The organism is Orrella dioscoreae (assembly GCF_900089455.2).
Lineage (GTDB): Bacteria > Pseudomonadota > Gammaproteobacteria > Burkholderiales > Burkholderiaceae_B > Orrella > Orrella dioscoreae.
On sequence record NZ_LT907988.1, the window covers coordinates 1,860,274 to 1,879,491 of the forward strand.

The following is a 19,218-nucleotide window of genomic DNA, read 5'->3' on the forward strand; positions in this document are numbered from 1 at the left end:
GCGGGGCCGGCCTGTGCAATAGGGAGGTGGATTTCAAGCGATACGCGCGGGCCATGTGCGGCCCCCGCCATCGCTCAGTTGCGTTCGATGTTGTTGTCGCGCGCAATCGGCGTGAGCTTGGCGATGTCGCCTTCCACGCGCGAGACGTAGCCCGAAGGCGGCTCGTAGCCGGGTTGGATGCCGACTGCGCTCAGCTTTTCCTTCAGCGCCGGGTCGGCCAGCGTGTCGGACAGGGCCTTGCTCAGCTTGTCCTGCGCGTCCTGGGGCACGCCGTTGGGGGCGACGATGGCGAACCAGGTCTGCATCGAGAAGCCGGGATAGCCGCTTTCGGCCACGGTCGGGGCTTCCGGCATCAGCGGCGAGCGCTTGTCGCTGGTGACGGCCAGGATCTTCACGCGGCCGCCCTTGGCGGCGGCGATGGCGGCCGGCAAGGCTTCGAAGCTGAGCGGAATCTGGCCGCCCATCAGGTCGTTGAGCGCGGGCGAGGAGCCCTTGTACGGAATGTGCGTGACCTTGACCTTGGCGGCCGACCACAGCATTTCCGCGGCGAAATGCACGGGCGTACCGTTGCCGTGCGAACCGTAGGAATACTTGCTGGGGTCCTTGCGGACGTTCTCGATCAGGCTCTTGATGTCGGTCGAGGGCTCGTTCTGCGAGGCCATCACGGCCAGCGGCGTCGTGCCGATGACGCCGATGGGCGCGAAGCTCTTGAGCGGATCGTAGGGCAGGGTGGGATACAGGATCGGGTTCAGCGTGAACGTGGTGGCGGTGCCCATCAGCAGGGTGTAGCCGTCGGGCGCGGATTTCGCCACGCTGTCGGCGCCGATGATGGTGGCCGCGCCAGCCTTGTAGTCCACGATCACCGACTGGCCGAGCTTCTCGCCCATGCCCTGGGCGATGAAGCGCGCCACCGTGTCGGTGGTGCCGCCGGCCGGGAAGGGCACGATCAGCTTGATCGGGCGCTCCGGATAGGCTGCGTGGGCGGCGCCGGCCAAGGTGGCGCCGATGAGCGCCATGGCGCCCGCGATGGTCTTGAGTGCATGTTTCATGCTGTTTTCCCCTTGTTTCGTCGAGGCGTTCAGTGCGCCTGACGTTGGTTGGTATCGATGGTAACGATACGGTTGAAATCTTCCTGGTCGGCCAGTTCCTTGTCGCTACCCTGCCAGATCGCGCCGACGGTGCGGCTGACCGGCAGGTCCAGGCCCGATTCGCGCATCAGCGATTGCGCAAGGCGCACGTCCTTGCGCATCAGCTGCATGGTGAAGCCCGAGTCGAAGCCCTGGTTCAGGATGCGGCTGGGGTAGTTGTAGAGCGTGACCCCGCTGCGGCCGGAGCCCGCATTGATCGACTCCAGCAATTGCTCGGTGCGCACGCCCGCGGCTTCGGCGATGCGGAAGGCTTCGCTGGCGGTCAGCAGGTGCGAGGCGACCAGCAGGTTGTTCACCAGCTTGGCGATATAGCCCGCGCCGGCCTCGCCGATATGGAAGCGCTTCTCGCCCAGGGCGGCCAGCACCGGGGTGGCGGCTTCCAGGTCCTCGGCGGCGGCGCCGATGAACATCGTCAGCGTGCCCTTGGCCGCGCCCGCCGGGCCGCCGCTGACGGGGGCGTCGACGAAGCGCACGCCGGCCTCGCGCAGCGCCGGGATCAGCGCCTGCATGGTCTTCGGATCGGCGGTGGTGGTGTCGATCAGGATCGTGCCGGGGCGAGCCAGCGCGATCAGGCCTTCGGGGCCTTCCAGCAGCGCACGCACGATGTCGGAGTTGGGCAGCGACAAGACGATGGCGTCGGCCAGGCCGGCCAGTTCGGCCAGCGAGTCGGTGACGCGCAGGCCGTCGGCGGCGCAGGCTTCGCGCGCCGGGGCGTAGGCGTCCAGGCCGATGACCGACAGGCCCGCGCGCTGGATCGAGTTGGCCATGCCGCGGCCCATCTTGCCCAGGCCGATGACGCCGATGGTGGAAAGCTTGCTCATGTTCTTGGGTGTCCGTGTAAGGAAGAAGGCGTTTCAGGCGCCGTGGGAGTAGGGGACCCAGACGTTCTTCGTCTGGGTGTATTCGTGCAGGGCTTCCTCGCCGCTGCCGCGGCCGTAGCCGCTGTTGCCGTAGCCGCCGAAGGGCGTGGAGGCGTGCATCTCGCGGTACATGTTGATCCAGAAGATGCCGGCATTGACGCTGGCCGCCACGCGGTGCGCGCGGGCGATGTCGCGCGTCCAGACGGCGCCGGCCAGGCCGAACTCGCTGTCGTTCGCCACCGTGATCGCCTCTTCTTCCGTGTCGAAGGGAATGGCGACGACGACGGGACCGAACACTTCCTCGCGGGCGATGCGCATGCCGTTGTTCACGTGCTTGAGGATGGTGGGCGGCACGTAGTAGCCCTGCGCATCGGCGTCGGGCGCGGCCTTTCCTTCGGCCAGCTCGGCGCCTTCGGCCAGGCCCATGGCGATCATGTCCCACACGCGGCGGTACTGCGCCAGGTTGTTGATGGGGCCGCAATCCGAACTGTCGTCCAGCGGCGCGCCGACCTTGTAGCGGCGCGAGGCCACGGCCAGTTCGGCGACGAAGCGGTCGTAGACGGGACGCTGCACCAGCAGGCGCGAGCCGGCTGCGCAGTTCTGGCCCGTGTTGGCGAAGGCCGCGATCACGGCGGCATCCACCGCGGCCGGGATGTCGGCGTCGGCAAAGACGATATTGGCCGACTTGCCGCCCAGTTCCAGCAGGCAGGGGATCGGCCGCAAGCCCGCGGCGCTGTTCACGCGGCGGCCCGTCTGGGTCGAGCCCACGAACACGACCTTGCGCGTGGCCTCATGCTCGATGGCCGCGGGGCCGACGGTCTGGCCCAGGCCGTTGACCACCTGCAGCACGCCGGCGGGCAGGCCGGCCTCGATGGCAAGGCGGCCCAGCACCAGCGAGGACAGCGGCGTGAGTTCCGAGGGCTTGAGCAGCACGGCATTGCCCGTGGCCAGCGCGGGCGCCATGCTGCCGCCGGCCAGGTACAGCGGCGAATTCCAGGGCATGATCTGCAGCACCACGCCCAGGGGCTCGCGCAGCGTGTAGTTCAACTGACCGCCCGGCACGGGGGTGACCTTGCCGGCGAACTTGTCGGTCCAGCCCGCGTAGTAGCGGAAGCTCTCGGCGACCGCGCCCATCTGCGCGCGACAGCCTTTCAAAGCCTTGCCGGTCGACCAGGCTTCCAGCCGGGCCAGTGCCTCGGCGTGTTCGCCGACGAGTGCCGACAGGCGCGCCAGCACGATGCCGCGCTCGCGGGCGGGCTTCGCGGCCCAGACACGTTGTGCCTGGCGGGCGTCTTCCAGCGCCGCGCGCACCGTGTCGGCCGTCGTGTCCTGGTAGCTGAGCAGCGGCGTGCCATCTGCCGGGTTCACCAGGTCGATGGCCTGGCCGGTGCCTGCCACCAGCTTGCCCGACACATACGAGCCCACGACCGCGTCGGGCCCCATCAGGGCGGCGTAGAGGCGCTCCGGCGCCAGGGTGCGTGCGTCGGTGCTCATGCGCTGGCTTTTTCGGCGTCGAATTCGGCGAAGAACAGGCGGGCGACGCGGGTGGCGTCGCTGCCGGTGGGCACGCCGCAATACAGGGCGACCTGCAGGAAGATTTCCTGGATTTCGTCGCGGGTGACGCCGTTGTTCAGGGCGCCGCGCAGGTGGATCTTCAGTTCGGCGGGGCGGTCCATGGCGGCCAGCATCGCCAGGTTGATCATGCTGCGGCTGCGGCGGTCCAGGCCGGGGCGGTCCCAGATGTCGCCCCACAGGTTCTTGATGGCGAACGTGCGCATCGGCTCGCTGAAGGCGTCGGTGACGGCGGCCGAATTCTTGACGTAGGCCTCGCCCAGCACCTCATTGCGGATTTCCTCTCCGCGCTTGAACAGATCCTTGCTCATTTTGCTTGCCCTTTCTGCGTGTCGGTCCGGCCCGGAAGGTGGGCCATGCGATGCAGTCTAAGTAAGCCAATGCGATCTCGTAAGATGCGAATATCGTTATCATGATAAGCAAAGATTATCGGGGTAATTCCCATGACAACGGCATGACACGTCCCTGCCGAAACCCCGGAAACCAGCCGGAATCCGCAGTTTTTCGCCCAAAAAAGGCCAGAAAATGACCTTGGACCAATTACGGGCCTTCGTGGCCATCGTCGAGCACGGCAGCATCCGGGCAGGCGCCCGAAGTCTCGGTATCGCGCAAAGCGGGCTCACGCAGCAGTTGCGGCGGCTGGAACACTCCCTGGGCACCACGCTGTTCGTGCGGGCCAGCAGCGGCGTGGTGCTGACCGATCATGGGCATACGTTGCTGGCGCGGGCGCGCATCATCCTGGGGGAGTGCCACCGCGCCGAGCAGGAGTTCAGCCACCTGAAGGGGGAGTTGTCGGGCAGCATCAGCGTCGGGGCCTCGTCAGAGGCCTGCGCGCGGCTGGTGCCGGCGGCGCTGCAGCAATTGCGCTGGGCCTATCCCAAGGTGCAGGTGCACCTGGCCAGCGGCCCCTCGGCGGCCCTGCTGTCGGGAATCCGCGAAGGACGGCTGGATTTCGCGGTGACGCTGGTGTCACAGGCCAGCGACATGAGCGACCTGTCCAGCACCAAGATGGGCGATTCGCGGCCCGCCATCCTGTGCCGGCGCGGCCACCCGCTGGCGGATGCCACGTCCATCCAGGCGCTGGCGCAGGCGCAATGGATCAATACGCGGCCACTGGGACCATCTGGCACGCCGTCGAACCGCCTGGGCGACTGGTTCGCCGCGCACGGCATGGCCAAGCCCAACGTGGCGGTCACGGTGGATTCCCTGCTGGATACCTTGAAACTGGTGGCCGAGACCGACTATCTCTTTCTCGGCCCGGGTTTCGTGGTGGAGGACGGCACCTTCACCCGTGAACTGAAGGCACTCGCCTTGCGCGAGCCCATTCCGCACGCGGACATCAGTCTGGTGCAGCGCACGGCCGTGCCGCTTGCGCCGGCTGCGCGGGTATTTGCCGCGATGCTGCTGTCCCTGAACCATGGGCGCGATGCGCGGCGAGACGGCGCCGCGCCAAATCCGTGAAGACGTCTGCCTCGCCGGGTTTGGGAGGTTTGCGCACGGGCGGGACAGGGTCGTCGGGGGGCAGGGGGATAGGCGCGGGTTGGGTGTCCTCTTCAGGCAATAGCGCGGGAACCTCCTCTGGCTTGCGGTCGGGGCGGGGTGGCTGCTTCATCGTTGCTCCTTCTTGCATCCTGACGCTTTCATTCGGGAAAGACGCAACGAAGACATTAATGTGTGCCCGTCTATTGCGACAGAGGACGGCGCACCACTCTCTCTAGTACTTTTGTACCGGTAGCCCTGCACTAACGGAGGAGTGATGCAGCAATCGACCACCGCGTTCACGACGGAGCGCAGGCACCTGCTCGAGATCATCGATGGACTCATCGAGGGCATCATCCTGCTGGACACCGACCGGCATATCGCCTGGGCCAACGACACCGCGCTGGCCATGTATGGCGCGGCCAACCTGCTGGAGCTGGGCGGCACCGCCGCGGGCTTTCGCAAGCACTACGCCCTGCGCCACCGCAATGGCAAGCCGCTGCTTGCCTCGCGTTATCCCATGGACCGCGCCCTGGCGGGCGAGGCCTTCTCCGACGTGGTGGTCGAGGTTACGCGCAAGGGCCAGGCGGATGCGCCGATGCGCGTGCATCGCCTGCGCAGCCTGCCGTTGCTGGACAGCGATGGCGTGACCGAAGGCATGGTGCTGGTTTGCCTGGACGAGACGGATCGCTATAGCGCCGAGGAGCGCTTCGAGCGCGCCTTTGCCGCGAACCCTGCGCCCGCCCTGATCTGCCGCCTGGACGACATGCGCTGCATCAAGGTCAACGAGGGCTTCATGGAAATGACCGGTTATTCGCGCGACAGCCTGCTGGGCCGCAAGGCACGCGAAATCGGCGTGCTGGGCGCGGGCCCGGGCCGAGAGCGCGCCCTGGCGCGCCTGGGCGAGGGCCGCACCATTCCCCAGACGGAGACCCTGCTGACGATCAAGGGGGGCGGCAACAAGCTGGTGGTGGTGGCGGGCCAGCCCATCGACGTCGGTGGGCACGAGTGCATGCTTTTTACCTACAACGACCTGGAATCGCGCCGCCGCGCCGAGATCGCCTTGCGTCAGAGCGAGGAGCGGTTTTCGCGGGCCTTCCGGCTGGCGCCGGTGCCGATGGCGCTGGATACGCTCGAAGGCCAGTATCTCGAAGTCAATGATGCGTTCGTCAAGGTCACGGGATATGCCGCCGAGGACATCGTGGGCCGCGCCGATGCGGCGGGCACCTTGTGGGTCGACCCCAGCGCCTATCGCGAGGCGGCACGCGCGCTGCGCGCCACGGGCAGCATCAGCGGCCTGGAAGCGGTGCTGCGCGCCAGTGATGGCAGCACGCTCGATTGCCTCGTTTCCGCCGAAGTGGTCACGATAGATGACATCGCCTGCGTGCTGACCGTGTACCAGGACATCAGCGAGCGCAAGCGTTCCGAGGCCGACCTGTATGCCGCCATCCAGACGGTGATGCAGGACACCTCGTGGTTCAGCCGCACGGTGATCGAGAAGCTGGCGCAATTGCGCATGCCGCATACCGAGGCGCGTCAGGCAGGGGGTGAGCTGGCCGACCTGAGCACCCGCGAACGCGAGGTGCTGGGGCTGATGTGCCAGGGCCTGACCGACACCGAGATCGCGCTGGAATTGCATTTGTCACGCAACACCATACGCAATCACGTTGCCTCGCTGTACAGCAAGATTGGCGTGAACCGCCGCAGCGCCGCCATCGTGTGGGCGCGGCAGCGCGGCATCGTGGGCCGGGAAGTGCCGGCAGTCGCCAGCCGCCAGGCCGGGCGCTTCAAGCCCGCGGCACCGCCCGCGCCCGTCAAGGCAAGGAGCAAGACCAGGGAGAAAGTGAAACCCGCCGCGGTGCCAGGAAAACCGCCGGGCAAGGGCAAGGCGGTCAGGCGCAAGACCTGAGCGCGCCGCTCAGAGCGCCAGGTACAGCGTTTCCTTGACCTCCTCCATCACCACGTAGCTGCGGGAGGAGGCCGAGGCGGGCAGGCGCTTCAACAGTTCGCCCAGCAGCCGGCGATAGGCGCGCATCTCGCCCAGCCTGGCCTTGACGAGGTAATCGAACTCGCCGGACACCAGGTGGCATTCCAGCACTTCGGGCACTTCCATGAGCTCGCGGCGCACTTTCTCGAAGACGTCGCCCGACTTGGCCGACAGGTTGATCTCCAGGAAGACCAGCAGGTCCTTGCCCACGGCCTGCGGATTCACCCGGGCGTGGTAGCCCATGATGATGCCCTCGCGTTCCAGGCGCTTGACCCGCTCGGAGCAGGGCGTGGTGGAAAGATTGACCCGCCCGGCCAGCTCGCTGATGGGGATGCGGCCCTCTTTCTGCAGGATGTCCAGGATCTGCCGGTCGATCCTGTCCAGTGGGCGAATTTCACTTCCGGCCGGGGTTTTTCTGGAGGATGCCATGACTTATTTCTTGTTTGGGGCCCATAAAACAGGAAAAAAAACTGGGGAATTGTCCATAGACTAGCCGAATTGACTTACACCAAACAACAGGGGAATGCCATGAACGTGGTCATCTTGGGCGGCGGCGTGATCGGCGTGACGTCCGCCTATTACCTTGCGCGCCAGGGCGCGCACGTGACGCTCATCGACCGCCAGCCTGGCGTGGCGCTTGAAACCAGCTACGCCAACGCAGGCCAGGTCTCGCCGGGCTATTCCACGCCGTGGGCCGCGCCCGGCATTCCCATGAAGGCGCTGAAGTGGATGTTCCAGCGCCATGCGCCGCTGGCCATCCGTCCCGACGGCAGCGCCTATCAGCTGCGCTGGATCGCCCGCATGCTGCGCGAATGCTCTTCCGAGCGCTATGCCATCAACAAGGAGCGCATGCTGCGGCTGGCGGAGTACAGCCGCGACTGCCTGCGCGCGCTGCGCGACGACACCGGCATCCAGTATGAGTCGCGCACGAAAGGCCTGATGCAGCTGTTCCGCGATCCGGCGCAGATGCAGGCCGCGCAACGCGACACCGCCGTGCTGGAAGAGTGCGGCGTGCCCTATGAACTGATTTCGCGCGACCGCCTGGCCGAAATCGAGCCGGGCCTGCGGCGTTCGCTGGACAAGCTGGCGGGTGGGCTGCGCCTGCCCAACGATGAAACCGGCGACTGCCATCTGTTCACGCGCCGCCTGGCCGAGCTGGCCGCCTCGCAAGGCGTGGTGTTCCGCACGGGCCAGCAGGTGGACGGCCTGATGGTTGAGAACGGCCGGATCGCGGGCGTCCGCCTGGGCGAAGAAGTGTTGCGCGCCGACCGATATGTCGCCGCCTTCGGCAGCTACAACCGTGATTTCCTGGCGCCGCTGGGCCTGGACCTGCCGGTGTACCCGGTCAAGGGCTATTCGCTGACCATCCCGATGACCGACGAGGCCGCCGCGCCGACGTCCACGGTGCTGGACGAGACCTACAAGGTTGCCGTCACGCGCTTGGACGGCCGCATCCGCGTGGGCGGCATGGCCGAGCTCTCGGGCTACGACCTGCGCCTGAATCCGCGTCGCCGCGAGACGCTGGAGCGCGTGGTCAACGATCTGTATCCGGGCAGCGGCGACGTCGCGCGCGCCGAGTTCTGGACCGGCCTGCGCCCGATGACACCGGACGGCACGCCCATCGTCGGCCGCACGCGCTACGAAAACCTGTATCTCAACACCGGCCACGGCACGCTGGGCTGGACCATGGCCTGCGGTTCCAGCCGCCTGCTGGCCGACCTGCTGATGGGCCGCAAGCCCGAGATTTCCACCGAAGGCCTGGACATCTCGCGCTACGGCGCCGATGGCGCGCCTCGGGCCGGCGTCTCACGCCACGCCGTCGGCGCTTCTGCCTGAAAAAAGGGGCGGGCGAGCTGCCTTGCCGCCCCCCTCGTCCTTGTGTCTCATCCGCCGCCCCGGGCATCCTGCCCGGGGCGAGTACCATTGCATCTGATGTTCGTATTTCACGGAGTGCCCGCATGACCCGCCCCGCCCGCGCGCTGATCGACCTGGATGCCTTGCGCCACAACTACGCCCTGGCGCGGCGCCTGCACGGCGGTCAGGTGATGGCCGTGCTGAAGGCCAATGGCTATGGGCATGGCAGCATCGCCTGCGCCCGCGCCTTGCAAGGCCTGGCCGACGGCTATGCGGTCGCCTTCATGCAGGAAGCTTCGCTGCTGCGCATGGCAGGCATCGACGGTCCCATCCTGGTGCTGGAAGGCGCGTTCTCCGATGACGATGCGCAGGAGGCGGCGCGCCATGATTGCGCGCTGGTCGTGCACAGCGACGTCCAGATCGAGATGCTGCAGCGCCTGCGCGACACGCGGCCGCTGCAGGTCTGGCTGAAGGTGGATTCGGGCATGCACCGTGCAGGCTTCACGCCTGCGCAGGTCGAGTGGGCGCATGCGCGCCTGCGCGCGCTGCCGGCCGTGGGCGAGATCGGTTTCATGACCCACTTCGCGCGCGCCGACGAACCCGCCAGCGACATGACCACCGCCCAGGTGGCCTGTTTCGACGCCGCCGTGGGCGCCTTGCCCGGCCCGCGCAGCCTGTGCAATTCCGCCGGCATCGTGGGCTGGTCCCCCGCCCGGCGCGACTGGGGCCGCGCGGGCATCATGCTGTATGGCTCCGACCCTGGCGGCATGCTGCCGCGCGAGGGCGAGGATGCCTTGCGCGCGGTCATGACCCTGCAAAGCGAGATCTTCGCGGTGCGCACGCTGCCCGCCGGCGAGCCCGTCGGCTACGGCGCGCGCGACGTCACGCGCCGCGACACGCGCGTGGGCCTCATTGCGATGGGCTATGCCGATGGCTACCCGCGCAACGCGCCCGCCGGCACGCCGGTGGCCGTGGACGGCCAACTGGCGCCGCTTTTCGGGCGGGTGTCGATGGACATGATGACGGTCGACCTGACCGACCTGCCGCAGGCCGGCGTGGGCAGCAAGGTCGAGCTGTGGGGCGCGCAGGTGCCGGTGGATCGCGTGGCCGAGGCCGCCGGCATGATCTCGTACGAGCTGCTGTGCAACGTCAAGCGCGTGGCGTTTTCCTATGTGTCTTCCGATGCGCCGGTGGCCGCGGCATCGGCTGCGCGCGGACAGCACGCGCTGGCCTGAGCGTCGCGTTCAGACGGGCTGCAGCGTCGCCAGGTCCAGCAGGGTGAAGCGCCCCTCGGGCGTCCAGCCCGCCGTATCGATGTAGTGCACGTTGCCCAGCACCAGCGGGTCTGCCATGGGCTGGTGGCCCACCACGACGGCGCGTACCCCTGCGATCGGCGTGGTGTCTCCTTCCTGCGCCTTGCGGCGGGACCAGGTGGCCAGGCCGCGCGCGCTGCGCAAGGTCAGCGCCTGCGCCACGCGTTGCCAATCGCGCGAAGGGGACGCCGCGTGGATGATCCCGACTTCCCCCTGCGGCGTCGGCACCGACAGGGCATAAGGGAGTTGTGCATACGCCGCCGCGTGGCGCGCCTGCGCCTCGGGCGGCAAGGCCAGGAACCAGCCGCCGCCGTTGCGCGCGTAGTTCTCCCTGTCCACCAGGCCGGTGCGCACCAGGCGCACCGGATAGTCCTCGTGATTGCCGCGCACGGCATGGAACCAGGGCTGCGCCAGCCATTCCAGCGCCCGCTCGCTCTCGGGCCCGCGGTCGATGAGATCGCCCACGCTCAGCAGGCGGTCGCGCGCGCCGTCGAAGCCCACGCGCGCCAGGGCGTCGCGCAGCTTCGAGAAGTGGCCGTGGATATCGCCCACGGCCAGGTCGCGCCCTGACGGGTTGGGCGCCAGGCGCAACAGGTGGCTGCCCGCGGGCAGCATGGGCCGGGGCAGGGCGGGCGGGCCGTAGGCGGGCGGCGCGGCGGTGTCGGGCGGTGACATGCGGAAGTCAGCGGGTGCGCGTCGGGACTTCCACGGCGTCGACCTCTATCACGTCGCGATGGCCTTCGGCGATCAGCGTGCGCCGCACGACTTCGTAGCATTCGTTGATGTGCTTCACGCCGATGCGGCGCAGGACCACGTAGCTGACGGTGGCCGCCACGGCGCTGCCCACGATGGGCACGATCTTGGCGGCGCTTTTGCCCGCCAGCTTCTTCACGCCCAGTTTCTGCAGCACCGTGATGACGCGTTGCGGGGTCAGCACGCGGCCCAGGAACTCGGTGCCAAGGCTGACCGAACTGGCGGTCAGGATCTTGCGGGTGTCGGGGCTGAGTGCGTCGATCTGCTTGGCGCTCAGGCCGAAACGCTCGTTGATCTGGGGCAGCAACTGCATCAGGATGGCCACGTCGGTGCCCACGTCCAGGCCGGGCACGGGCACGGCCGCGGCGCCTGCCGACAGCAGGGCCTTGCGCTGGACCAGTTTCAGGCAGCGGTCGCGGATCTCGTCCAGTTCGGACAGGGTCTGGGGCAGCATGGGACTCCTCGGGGCGATGGCACGGCCATCGGTCAGGAACAGGCTAGCACAGGGGTGTGCCGCCGATTGTTGTGATGGCGGAGTTCCTCATGGAAATCGCGCCCGGGCTGACGGGTTGCGGGGCAGGGGCCGACACTTCAAAGCCAGCGCTCGAACAGGCGCGAGAAGCCTTCCATGAGGCGGTCACCCGCAGCACGCGAGCGCCATTGCTCCAGCGTGACGCGCTCGGCCGCCTGCTGGTCCTGCTCGAACAGCGTTTCCATTTCCCTGGCGAAGCTGGTGCCCAGGATCACCGCGTTGATCTCGTGGTTCAGCGCGAAGCTGCGCCAGTCCAGGTTGCTGGAGCCCACCGTCGACCACACGCCGTCGATCACGATGGTCTTGGCATGCAGCAGGGCATCCTTGCGTTCATACAGCTGGACGCCGGATTTCAGCAGCGACGTGTAGTGCGAGCGGCCGGCGTGGAACACCAGCTTCGAATCGGTGAAGCCAGGCAGGATCAGCCGCACGTCCACGCCGCGCTGGGAGGCTTCCTGCAGCGCCTGCACGAACGCCGGGTCCGGCACGAAATAGGCCATCGTGATCCAGATACGCTTCTGCGCGCTTTGCAGCGCCGACATCAGCGTCAGATATACCGTGTAGCCGTCTTCCTCGCCGGGCTGGTTGGCCAGGATGCGCACCGTCAGGTCACCCGCAGCCGACGCGGCGCCCAGCGTCTGGCGCTGCGCGATGGGCGGCCCCTTCTGTTCGTTCCAACCTTCCAGGAACACTTCCTCGATGCGCTGCACCGCCGGGCCGCGAATCTCCACGTGCGTGTCGCGCCAGGGCGCGTCGTCGGCCCCTTTCGCTTCCTGCGAGTCGCGCTTGCCCAGCAGGGAGGACGAGGCGTAAACCCCGCTCACATTGATCCCGCCCAGGAAGCCCACGCGGCCGTCCGTGACCAGGATCTTGCGGTGGCTGCGCTCGTTCACCGACCAGCCGGCCCTGGCCGCCAGCGGATTCAAGGGGTTGAACACCACGACCTGCACACCGGCATCGCGCATGCGCGCGAACATCTCCTCGCTGGCCGCCAGCGTGCCGATGGCATCGACCATCAGCGCCACGTCCAGGCCGGCGCGGGCGCGTTCGATCAACAGGTCGGCGAACAGGTTGCCGATCTCGTCGTCGTCGAAGATATAGGTTTCCAGGCGGATGGAATGACGCGCCGCGCGGATCGCCTGTTGCATCGCCTTGTAAGTGGCGGGGCCATCGGTCAGCAGCCGCACCGAATTGCGCGGCCACAGCGGCTGCGCGCTGACGGCTTCTTCCACCGCCATGTGCAAGGCCAGGAAGTCATCCTGCTTGCTGCTGGTGGCATCGCGAACGATGTCACGGCCACGCTGGTAGCCTTCCTGGCCGGACTCCCGCGCTGCCTGGACCTGCGCGCGCTGCTCGGCCAGGACCTCCGGTCCCGGCACGGAAGCGCAATGGGTCAGCAGCGCGCAGGCGGCCGCTGCCCCCAAGCCTCGCAGCGCATTCACATTCAGCGCACCGCGATGCGGTTGTCCACGCCGGCCAGGCCAGGCGACTGGGCGATGGCCGCCTCGATGTCCTCGCGCACATGCGCCTCGGCGACGCTGCCGGTCAACACCGCGCGGCCGCCTTCCACGCTCACGTTCAGGTCATGGGCATCGAGGAAAGGGCCGCCTTCCGCCAGCCGGGCGCGCACGTCCTCGATCAGCTTCACGTCGCTGTCGGTGGGCGCGTTGCGGGCCTCTTCGGCGGCGTCGGGCGCCAGCGGGTGGTGCTCGAACTTGCCCTCGTCATAGCTGCCCTGGTAGCCACCCTGGCCGGGCTTCTGATAGCCGCCATGCTTCAGGTCGCTGGCCGTGCCTTCTTCCTTGAACTCCTGGGTGAAGGCGCCCGGGCCTTCGTTTTCCTTGCGCTGCTTGTCCTGGTCGGCGCTTTCCGGGTTTTTCTTGAGCGTGCTCATGGTGATTCTCCTGTCTCGGAATGGGGAAGTGCCGTACTGATTCACATGGATCATTGACCCGCAAGCGGGTGTCTAGCGCATGGGCGCGCCCGCATTGGGCGGCGCGTCGCCAGGCGTGACGGGCTGTGGCGCCTCGACGGGATCGAAGTCCACCCAGCGACCCTCGCGCCAGCGGCCCTGCGCCCGCTCCACGTCGGAGCCGCCCAGTTCACGCAGCCTTTGGGCCACGTCCTGCTGCTGGCCTGCTTCGACGTGCACGGCCAGCAGGACGCCTGCCGGGCGGACCTTGGCGGGGGACGTTTCGCCAGCCAGCGAGGGAAAGGCTGCCTTGCCCCGGCCCGCCAGCAGCAATGCCCCGGCGAATGCCCCAAGGTAGGCGCCCAGCGCGCCGCCCACCACCAGGCCCCAGCCCGCGCCGCCGACGAGCGCGAGCAGGCCGGCGCCGATCGCGGCACCCACGGCCCCGCAAAGGGCCGCACCGCTCCACGCGCCTTTCTGTGCGCCCTTCGCATCCGGATCGACCGCGCGGTCGCCCCCTACCGGGTATCGGTCATGCGCCCCGGGCGGATTCACGAAAAAGATGTTGATGGCGTCCTCGGCCCAGCCTTGGGCGAAGAGCTTGCCGGCTGCCGCCTGCGCGGCATCGAAGGTCTCGAAGCGTGCTGCCACAATCAAGGACATGTCGGTCTCCTTGTGTCAGTGCCCGGCCCATTCGGGTGCCCATTGGGGGCCGCGCGACGGCAGGCGAGGCCGCGAGCCCCGCGCCGCCGCGTTGTCGGGCGTGTTCAGTAGCGCTTGCCCAGGCAGGCCGATGCGGCCAGGCAGCCGATGACGATGCCGACCACGGCCACCGCGCCCACCGACTTCCAGACATTGGCGTGCACGTAGTCGTCCGCGGCGCGCGCGGCCTGGCCGGTGCGGGCCAGGGCCACTTCTTCCCAGTCATGGGCGCGTTCGCGGGCGTGAGCCAGTTGGCGCTTCAGTCGGGCGCGGGCGCCGTCGACTTCCTCGCTGGTGTGGGCGGCGGTCGAGCGCAGCAGGTCTTCCGTGCTCGAAAGCAGGTCGCGGAAGCTGCGTTCCATGTTGTCACGATGACGGACGGGCTTGTTGCGGTGAAGGCTGAACATATCGTGGCTCCTTTGAGAAGTTCTGAAGTCCGGAGAATGTGTTCATTGTGCCGATCACCGCGCCGCGGGGGCTGTGCGGTTGGCTACGAGCCGTAAGCGCCCGTATCGCACGGGATTGGCCCGTGGCCCGGCCAACATACGGGCTTGATGCAAATCGGGAAAACCGTGCTAGAATCTCGGTCTTCGGTTTTCCGAAGGCGCATTAGCTCAGCCGGTTAGAGCGACGGAATCATAATCCGCAGGTCCCCTGTTCGAATCAGGGATGCGCCACCAGTATCCTCAAGGGCGCCCGCGTAAGCGGGCGCTTTTGTTTTGGGCGTGGGCAGGTATTGTCCTGGCATTGCCGCCTTTTTTGGGCAGGCGAGGGCCGGAACTTGGCCGGATGGCTGATTTCAAACGCTCACTCTCTTTCGGAATTGTTTCCGTTGGACCTGCCCGCGACAAAGACAGCATTTCCCTTCCCACCCACTGACAGACACGCCTCGGATGCATGGGGCAAGAGAAAAACATGGACAAGCTTGAGCATTACACCGTTGACTGGGACCGAGGCAGTCCTGAATGGGTCCAGGAACCCCTTCCCACCGGCGAGTGGGTGGACGTGGCCGAATGGAATGCCATGGTCAACACGGACGACGAGCACTACGAAACCCGTGTCCGCATCGTCGACGGCAAGGAAGTGAAATACGCACTGACCATCGTCTGGTGGGATTGATCGCGGCATGAGCCCGCCGGCAGGGGGGGGGGCGGCCGGGCGGGCGCTGCCAGCAATCGCAGGCCGCTGGGCGGAGGGCTCCTTTCAATGCCCGGCCTTCGAAAACAGATTGATCACCAGCACCCCGCTCACGATCAGCGCAATCCCCGCCACCGCCGCGGTATCCAGCTTCTGCCCGTACACCGCCCAGGCAGCCAGCGAAATCAGCACCACGCCCACCCCCGACCAGATCGCATACGCGATCCCCGTCGGCACCGTCCTCAGCGTCAGCGACAACAGGTAGAACGACACGGCATAGCCCAGGATCGTGCCCACGCTCGGCCACAGGCGTGAAAACCCATCCGAGGCCTTCAGCAACGTCGTCGCCACCACTTCAAAGACGATGGCGCCGCCCAGCAAGACATACGGATTCATCGGTTGGTGTCCTCTTCATCATCGGCAAGCGTCCGCAGCGCGCGCGCCAGCGAGGCGCGTTCGGCGTCGGACAGGGAATAGGTGCCCAGTGTCTCGGACAGCCACAGGCCGTCCGCCGCCAGGCGGGCAATGAGCTTGTTCGCGTTCGATCCTTCCTTCGCACGGTCCGACGCCACCCAGGCCGACCAGCGTTGCGCCACGCGGTGCTCGGCCGCGGAGGCGGCCAGCAGGGCGCGCCACAGCGCGGCGGGGGCCGGGTCGGTGGCCAGGGCAAGCGTGGCTTGCACATAGCGGCCGGCGGGCGAGCGCGCCGTCGTGCAGTCGGCCAGCTGGCGCTCGAACCTGGCCAGCAGATCGTCGTAGATGGCCTGCACCAGCGCGTCGCGCGTCGCGAAGTGGTGCTGGACCGCGCCCTTGGTGACATCCGCCAGTGCGGCGACCTTGCCGATGGAGACGGCGTCTCCCTGGGCGAGCAGAGCGGCGCCGGCCGCCAGCAGGCGGGCGCGCACGAGGTCGGGCTGCTTGGGGCGATGGATGTCTGCGCACATGGCGGCAGCATAACATTACGATCGTAATGTTCGCGGGCATGATGCGCCCGGCCGGATGGGTACCGTCCGCATCGCAGCCGGGAGGAATGACCTCAGGGCACCCAGGATGCGTAACTGGGCGTTTCCTCTCCTAGCTCCGCATGATGAATCTTTTATGACAACTTGCACTTTTGCCAGCGCCCAAGCGTCTAGTAAGCAAGGAGCAACAATAAAACCGGAATCGCGGAGCCAGGATGGCAGTCGTGCGCTTACTCGTTGGATTCTGCCTGGGCTGGTGCCCGGCGATGTGCCTGGGGCTCATCGCCGCGACGCTGGCCGGGGTGCCGGACACGGTCGTGGCCATCGCATTGCTGTGGCTGATCGTGCCCTGGCAATGCCGCCGCTACCTGCGCGCCAACACGCGCCACCCCACGCGCGCCGAGCGCCGCGTCGCCCTGGCGGGCATGACGGCAGTGGTGGTGGGCGTGAATACCGCCTTCAGCCTCATGCTGCTGCCCAGCAGCCCGTTCCCCGCGCAGGATCTCGCCACGCGCAACCTCTTGCTGGGCGGCGCCTGGTTGACCGTGCCGATGTACGCCGCGCTGCTGTGGCGCCTCATGCGCGCGGCCTGGGGCGTTGCGCCCCGCCGTGCGTCCGCCGCGCAGGCCGTGCGCGCCGCTCGCGACTCGGCGGCCGTGATGAGGGTGGATGAATCGGTGGCCACGAATGGCACGGATCACCTGCCGTCCGCCAGCGCCTGATCCTCTCCCCCCGCGGCCTGATTGCGATCAGGCCGCCTGCTCGGCCTTTGCCGACGCCGCATGCATGCGTGACAGCGCATCCCCCAGGTCATAGGCAGGTGCAAAGCTGTCTGCGCGGGCCATGGGCCAGGCCGCCCGATAGATCGTGTGGCGGAACTCCCCGCTCAGCAGTTCGCCCGGCATCAGGTCGGGCACCAGCGCCGACAGCAGCCGCACTTCGCCATCCGACACGCGCCGTGCGATGTGGTGCGGGCGCAATGCCGAAGGATGCGAGATGCCGGCGGCCGACAGCAGTTCGGCCAGCGCGTGCAGCGTGTTGCGATGGAAGTTCGCCACGCGCCGCGACTTGTCGGGCACGACCAGCGCGCGCTGGCGCAGCGGATCCTGCGTGGCGACGCCCGTCGGGCATTTGTCGGTGTGGCAGGCCTGCGCCTGGATGCAGCCGATGGCAAACATGAAGCCGCGCGCCGCGTTGCACCAGTCGGCGCCCAACGCCAGCGTGCGTGCCACGTCGAAAGCCGAGATGATCTTGCCCGAGGCGCCGATCTTCACGCGGTCGCGCAGGCCCACGCCCACCAGGGTGTTGTGCACCAGGCGCAGCGCTTCGCGCAGGGGCGTGCCGACGTGGTCGACGAATTCCACGGGCGCGGCGCCGGTGCCGCCTTCGCCGCCGTCGACCACGACGAAGTCTGGCGAGATGCCGGTCTCCAGCATGGCCTTGGTGATGGCGAACCATTCCCATGGGTGTCCCACGCAGAACTTGATGCCCACGGGCTTGCCGCCCGACAGGCGGCGCAGCCTGGCCACGAAGTGCATGAGCTCGATCGGGTTGCGGAAGGCGCCGTGGGCGGACGGCGAATTGCAGTCCTGCCAGGGTTTCACGCCGCGGGCTTCCGCGATCTCAAGCGTGACCTTCGGGCCGGGCAGGATGCCGCCGTGGCCGGGCTTGGCGCCCTGGGACAGCTTGATCTCGATCATCCTGACCTGCGGCAGCGTGGCGTTGCGCGCGAAGGCCTCGTCGGAAAAGCCGCCGTGCTCGTCGCGGCAGCCGAAATAGCCCGAGCCGATGTTCCAGACCAGGTCGCCGCCCGGCGTGCGATGGTGCACGCTGATGCCGCCCTCGCCGGTGTCGTGGGCGAAGCCGCCCTGGCGCGCGCCTTCGTTCAGCGCGTGGATGGCGTTGCCAGACAGCGCGCCGAAACTCATGGCCGAAATGTTCAGCACCGACATGGCATAGGGCTGGGTGCAGTCCGGGCCGCCCACCGTCACGCGGAAGTCGCTGTCGGTGACCTGCGTGGGCGTCATCGAATGGTTGATCCATTCATAGCCGTCCCCGTACACGTCATGCTGCGTGCCGAAAGGACGCTTGTCGATTTCCTGCTTGGCGCGCTGGTACACCAGCGAGCGTTGCGCGCGGGAGAACGGCGCGGCGTTGGTGTCGTCCTCCAGGAAATACTGGCGGATCTCGGGCCGGATCAGCTCGAAGAGAAAGCGCAGGTTGCCCAGCACCGGATAGTTGCGGCGGATGGCGTGGCGCGTCTGTGCCAGGTCATACAGGCCCAGCAGCAGCAAGGCCGTACAGGGCAGGGCGAGCCACAGCCACCCCAGGCCGCGGCCCGCCAGCAACCAACCGGCCAGCGTGCCCAGCGCGACGAGCGCCAGGGTGGCATAGCGGGGTACCAGGACATTCATCGTCATTTCTCCTAGGCGTGCCTTGCTGTTCAGGACGGCGGGCAGCCTGGCTGGCCAGGTCCCGCGTCGCGTGCCAGCGTATCGTCCCAGCCTGGCTGGAGCAAGCGCGGCGGGCGATAATACGGCTTCCATCCGACCCGGAGCCTTCCTTTCCATGCCGCAAGCCCTTCCTCCCCGCATCGTCCTTGGCACCTGGGACCGGCTGCGCGATGACGCCTATGGCGTGCGCCACGAGGTCTTCGTGCTGGAGCAGGCGGTGCCGGCCGACATCGAGCTGGATGACATGGATGCGGTGTCCGTCCATGCCGTGGCCTACGGCGAAAACGGCGAGCCGCTGGGCACGGGCCGCCTGCTGCCGGACGGACACATCGGCCGCATGGCGGTGCGCCGCGCCGCGCGTGGCCTGGGTGTCGGCGGCCTGATCCTGGACGCGCTCATCGAAGAGGGAAGGGGGCTGGCTCACCGGAAGCTGGCGCTGCATGCGCAGACCCACGCGCAGGGGTTCTACGAGGCCCACGGCTTCCAGGCCGAAGGCGAGACCTTCGAGGAAGCAGGCATCGATCACGTGCTGATGGTGCGTGACCTGTAGACGG

General features: G+C 67.7%; 21 protein-coding genes and 1 tRNA gene. 8 read left to right on the forward strand and 14 right to left on the reverse strand.

Going from position 1 to position 19,218, the window contains the following annotated elements:
* Positions 1–74 precede the first annotated feature (74 nt).
* From ODI_RS08660 to ODI_RS08675, 4 genes are read right to left on the reverse strand one after another with little or no spacing between them, the layout of a single operon-like run.
* Positions 75–1,049, reverse strand: a complete 975-nt coding sequence (locus ODI_RS08660) for a Bug family tripartite tricarboxylate transporter substrate binding protein (RefSeq protein ID WP_067753289.1) — start codon at positions 1,047–1,049, stop codon at positions 75–77.
* 29 nt (positions 1,050–1,078) lie between these two features.
* On the reverse strand, positions 1,079–1,969 hold the full coding sequence (locus ODI_RS08665; RefSeq protein WP_067753292.1) for an NAD(P)-dependent oxidoreductase: 891 nt from the start codon (positions 1,967–1,969) through the stop codon (positions 1,079–1,081).
* 33 nt (positions 1,970–2,002) lie between these two features.
* Entirely contained in the window at positions 2,003–3,451 is a 1,449-nt protein-coding gene (locus ODI_RS08670; protein WP_067753419.1) for an aldehyde dehydrogenase family protein, read from the reverse strand.
* A 47-nt stretch (positions 3,452–3,498) separates the two neighbouring features.
* A complete protein-coding gene (locus ODI_RS08675; RefSeq protein ID WP_067753293.1) occupies positions 3,499–3,891 on the reverse strand; it encodes a carboxymuconolactone decarboxylase family protein in 393 nt (130 codons plus the stop codon).
* 220 nt (positions 3,892–4,111) lie between these two features.
* Here ODI_RS08675 and ODI_RS08680 point away from each other — a divergent pair, with 220 nt between their 5' ends.
* A complete protein-coding gene (locus ODI_RS08680; RefSeq protein ID WP_162292295.1) occupies positions 4,112–5,041 on the forward strand; it encodes a LysR substrate-binding domain-containing protein in 930 nt (309 codons plus the stop codon).
* A 295-nt stretch (positions 5,042–5,336) separates the two neighbouring features.
* Entirely contained in the window at positions 5,337–6,968 is a 1,632-nt protein-coding gene (locus tag ODI_RS08685) for a PAS domain S-box protein (RefSeq protein WP_067753298.1), read from the forward strand.
* 9 nt (positions 6,969–6,977) lie between these two features.
* Here ODI_RS08685 and ODI_RS08690 read toward each other — a convergent pair whose 3' ends face one another.
* Positions 6,978–7,439: a winged helix-turn-helix transcriptional regulator gene (locus tag ODI_RS08690; RefSeq protein ID WP_067753422.1), complete on the reverse strand. Its 462-nt coding sequence runs from the start codon at positions 7,437–7,439 to the stop codon at positions 6,978–6,980.
* A 105-nt stretch (positions 7,440–7,544) separates the two neighbouring features.
* Here ODI_RS08690 and ODI_RS08695 point away from each other — a divergent pair, with 105 nt between their 5' ends.
* Positions 7,545–8,882 (forward strand): D-amino acid dehydrogenase, encoded by a 1,338-nt coding sequence (locus tag ODI_RS08695; RefSeq protein WP_331716315.1) that lies wholly within the window; start codon positions 7,545–7,547, stop codon positions 8,880–8,882.
* Between the two features lie 122 nt (positions 8,883–9,004).
* Positions 9,005–10,135 carry an alanine racemase gene (gene alr / locus ODI_RS08700; RefSeq protein ID WP_067753306.1) on the forward strand — a complete coding sequence of 377 codons (1,131 nt, stop codon included), beginning with the start codon at positions 9,005–9,007 and terminating at the stop codon, positions 10,133–10,135.
* Between the two features lie 9 nt (positions 10,136–10,144).
* On the opposite strand, the gene ODI_RS08705 is transcribed toward alr, so the two are convergent.
* The 6 genes from ODI_RS08705 to ODI_RS08730 all read right to left on the reverse strand — a co-directional run bounded on the left by ODI_RS08705 (position 10,145) and on the right by ODI_RS08730 (position 14,519).
* Positions 10,145–10,888 (reverse strand): metallophosphoesterase, encoded by a 744-nt coding sequence (locus tag ODI_RS08705; protein WP_331716316.1) that lies wholly within the window; start codon positions 10,886–10,888, stop codon positions 10,145–10,147.
* A 7-nt stretch (positions 10,889–10,895) separates the two neighbouring features.
* Positions 10,896–11,420, reverse strand: a complete 525-nt coding sequence (locus tag ODI_RS08710) for a hypothetical protein (protein WP_067753309.1) — start codon at positions 11,418–11,420, stop codon at positions 10,896–10,898.
* A 137-nt stretch (positions 11,421–11,557) separates the two neighbouring features.
* Complete coding sequence (gene cls, locus ODI_RS08715; RefSeq protein WP_408635940.1) at positions 11,558–12,946, reverse strand: cardiolipin synthase; 1,389 nt, start codon at positions 12,944–12,946, stop codon at positions 11,558–11,560.
* Positions 12,943–13,392, reverse strand: coding sequence for a BON domain-containing protein (locus ODI_RS08720; protein ID WP_067753312.1), 450 nt, complete (start codon positions 13,390–13,392; stop codon positions 12,943–12,945). Before ODI_RS08720 ends, cls begins: the two co-directional genes overlap by 4 nt.
* A 72-nt stretch (positions 13,393–13,464) precedes the next feature.
* On the reverse strand, positions 13,465–14,073 hold the full coding sequence (locus ODI_RS08725) for a hypothetical protein (RefSeq protein WP_067753314.1): 609 nt from the start codon (positions 14,071–14,073) through the stop codon (positions 13,465–13,467).
* 104 nt (positions 14,074–14,177) lie between these two features.
* Entirely contained in the window at positions 14,178–14,519 is a 342-nt protein-coding gene (locus ODI_RS08730) for a DUF883 family protein (RefSeq protein WP_067753317.1), read from the reverse strand.
* Positions 14,520–14,715: 196 nt separating this feature from the next.
* On the opposite strand from ODI_RS08730, the gene ODI_RS08735 reads away from it, so the two are divergent.
* Positions 14,716–14,792: transfer RNA gene (locus ODI_RS08735), tRNA-Met, on the forward strand.
* Positions 14,793–15,027: 235 nt separating this feature from the next.
* The gene (locus ODI_RS08740) at positions 15,028–15,231 is read left to right on the forward strand and encodes a hypothetical protein (protein ID WP_067753320.1); all 204 of its coding nucleotides are present in this window, start codon (positions 15,028–15,030) and stop codon (positions 15,229–15,231) included.
* An 84-nt stretch (positions 15,232–15,315) separates the two neighbouring features.
* Here ODI_RS08740 and ODI_RS08745 read toward each other — a convergent pair whose 3' ends face one another.
* Entirely contained in the window at positions 15,316–15,645 is a 330-nt protein-coding gene (locus ODI_RS08745) for an SMR family transporter (protein WP_067753323.1), read from the reverse strand.
* Positions 15,642–16,193: a TetR/AcrR family transcriptional regulator gene (locus tag ODI_RS08750; protein ID WP_067753326.1), complete on the reverse strand. Its 552-nt coding sequence runs from the start codon at positions 16,191–16,193 to the stop codon at positions 15,642–15,644. The genes ODI_RS08745 and ODI_RS08750 overlap by 4 nt, the downstream gene beginning before the upstream one ends.
* A gap of 242 nt (positions 16,194–16,435) precedes the next feature.
* Between ODI_RS08750 and ODI_RS08755 the strand changes: the two genes are divergently transcribed.
* The gene (locus ODI_RS08755; protein WP_157929739.1) at positions 16,436–16,933 is read left to right on the forward strand and encodes an ABZJ_00895 family protein; all 498 of its coding nucleotides are present in this window, start codon (positions 16,436–16,438) and stop codon (positions 16,931–16,933) included.
* 27 nt (positions 16,934–16,960) lie between these two features.
* On the opposite strand, the gene ODI_RS08760 is transcribed toward ODI_RS08755, so the two are convergent.
* Positions 16,961–18,625 (reverse strand): FMN-binding glutamate synthase family protein, encoded by a 1,665-nt coding sequence (locus ODI_RS08760; RefSeq protein WP_067753332.1) that lies wholly within the window; start codon positions 18,623–18,625, stop codon positions 16,961–16,963.
* 154 nt (positions 18,626–18,779) lie between these two features.
* On the opposite strand from ODI_RS08760, the gene ODI_RS08765 reads away from it, so the two are divergent.
* Positions 18,780–19,214: a GNAT family N-acetyltransferase gene (locus ODI_RS08765; protein ID WP_067753335.1), complete on the forward strand. Its 435-nt coding sequence runs from the start codon at positions 18,780–18,782 to the stop codon at positions 19,212–19,214.
* The last annotated feature ends 4 nt before the right edge of the window (positions 19,215–19,218 follow it).

Bases quoted from the DNA above. Each gene is read 5' to 3' on its own strand.
- ODI_RS08730 (WP_067753317.1), bottom strand. From the start codon at position 14,519: ATGTTCAGCCTTCACCGCAACAAGCCCGTCCGTCATCGTGACAACATG.
- ODI_RS08745 (WP_067753323.1), bottom strand. From the start codon at position 15,645: ATGAATCCGTATGTCTTGCTGGGCGGCGCCATCGTCTTTGAAGTGGTG.
- ODI_RS08740 (WP_067753320.1), top strand. From the start codon at position 15,028: ATGGACAAGCTTGAGCATTACACCGTTGACTGGGACCGAGGCAGTCCT.
- ODI_RS08765 (WP_067753335.1), top strand. From the start codon at position 18,780: ATGCCGCAAGCCCTTCCTCCCCGCATCGTCCTTGGCACCTGGGACCGG.
- ODI_RS08705 (WP_331716316.1), bottom strand. From the start codon at position 10,888: ATGTCACCGCCCGACACCGCCGCGCCGCCCGCCTACGGCCCGCCCGCC.
- alr (WP_067753306.1), top strand. From the start codon at position 9,005: ATGACCCGCCCCGCCCGCGCGCTGATCGACCTGGATGCCTTGCGCCAC.
- ODI_RS08710 (WP_067753309.1), bottom strand. From the start codon at position 11,420: ATGCTGCCCCAGACCCTGTCCGAACTGGACGAGATCCGCGACCGCTGC.
- ODI_RS08675 (WP_067753293.1), bottom strand. From the start codon at position 3,891: ATGAGCAAGGATCTGTTCAAGCGCGGAGAGGAAATCCGCAATGAGGTG.
- ODI_RS08760 (WP_067753332.1), bottom strand. From the start codon at position 18,625: ATGAATGTCCTGGTACCCCGCTATGCCACCCTGGCGCTCGTCGCGCTG.
- ODI_RS08750 (WP_067753326.1), bottom strand. From the start codon at position 16,193: ATGTGCGCAGACATCCATCGCCCCAAGCAGCCCGACCTCGTGCGCGCC.
- ODI_RS08665 (WP_067753292.1), bottom strand. From the start codon at position 1,969: ATGAGCAAGCTTTCCACCATCGGCGTCATCGGCCTGGGCAAGATGGGC.
- ODI_RS08720 (WP_067753312.1), bottom strand. From the start codon at position 13,392: ATGAGCACGCTCAAGAAAAACCCGGAAAGCGCCGACCAGGACAAGCAG.
- ODI_RS08670 (WP_067753419.1), bottom strand. From the start codon at position 3,451: ATGGGGCCCGACGCGGTCGTGGGCTCGTATGTGTCGGGCAAGCTGGTG.
- ODI_RS08725 (WP_067753314.1), bottom strand. From the start codon at position 14,073: ATGTCCTTGATTGTGGCAGCACGCTTCGAGACCTTCGATGCCGCGCAG.
- ODI_RS08685 (WP_067753298.1), top strand. From the start codon at position 5,337: ATGCAGCAATCGACCACCGCGTTCACGACGGAGCGCAGGCACCTGCTC.
- ODI_RS08660 (WP_067753289.1), bottom strand. From the start codon at position 1,049: ATGAAACATGCACTCAAGACCATCGCGGGCGCCATGGCGCTCATCGGC.